This is a genomic window from Limosilactobacillus portuensis (assembly GCF_014838735.1).
GTDB lineage: Bacteria > Bacillota > Bacilli > Lactobacillales > Lactobacillaceae > Limosilactobacillus > Limosilactobacillus portuensis.
In genome coordinates this window covers 1-291 of the sequence record NZ_JABUXQ010000110.1, presented here as the reverse complement: position 1 = coordinate 291, position 291 = coordinate 1, and the positions used below count along the sequence as shown (strand labels likewise).

General features: G+C 40.2%; 1 protein-coding gene. It reads right to left on the bottom strand.

Annotated features, from left to right (window positions below; all coding sequences use genetic code 11):
• Positions 1 to 250: potassium-transporting ATPase subunit KdpA (locus HUK49_RS10775; RefSeq protein WP_328797271.1), on the bottom strand; the 250-nt coding region annotated here is incomplete at its 3' end.
• Positions 251 to 291 lie beyond the last annotated feature (41 nt).

Genomic DNA, 291 nt, shown 5'->3' with positions numbered 1-291 from the left:
ATGCTGTATTATCGCTTAAACCTTCAAAGCCAGAACCATTATTCGCTGCAGATGAGCTCATTTCGTAAAGTACTTGTGAAATACCGTGAAATGAAGGGTTGGTGATTGCCGCACTCGCACCAGGAACGATAAAAGCCAAGGCTGTTGCGATTAAAATTAATACCGGATGAATTAGAAAGGTCAACGCAATCAGCTTCATTTCGCGACCTTCTATTTTCATCCCTAAATAATGCGGTGTTTTGCCGACCATCAAACTACAAATAAAGACAGTCAATAAAACGTAAATGAGCA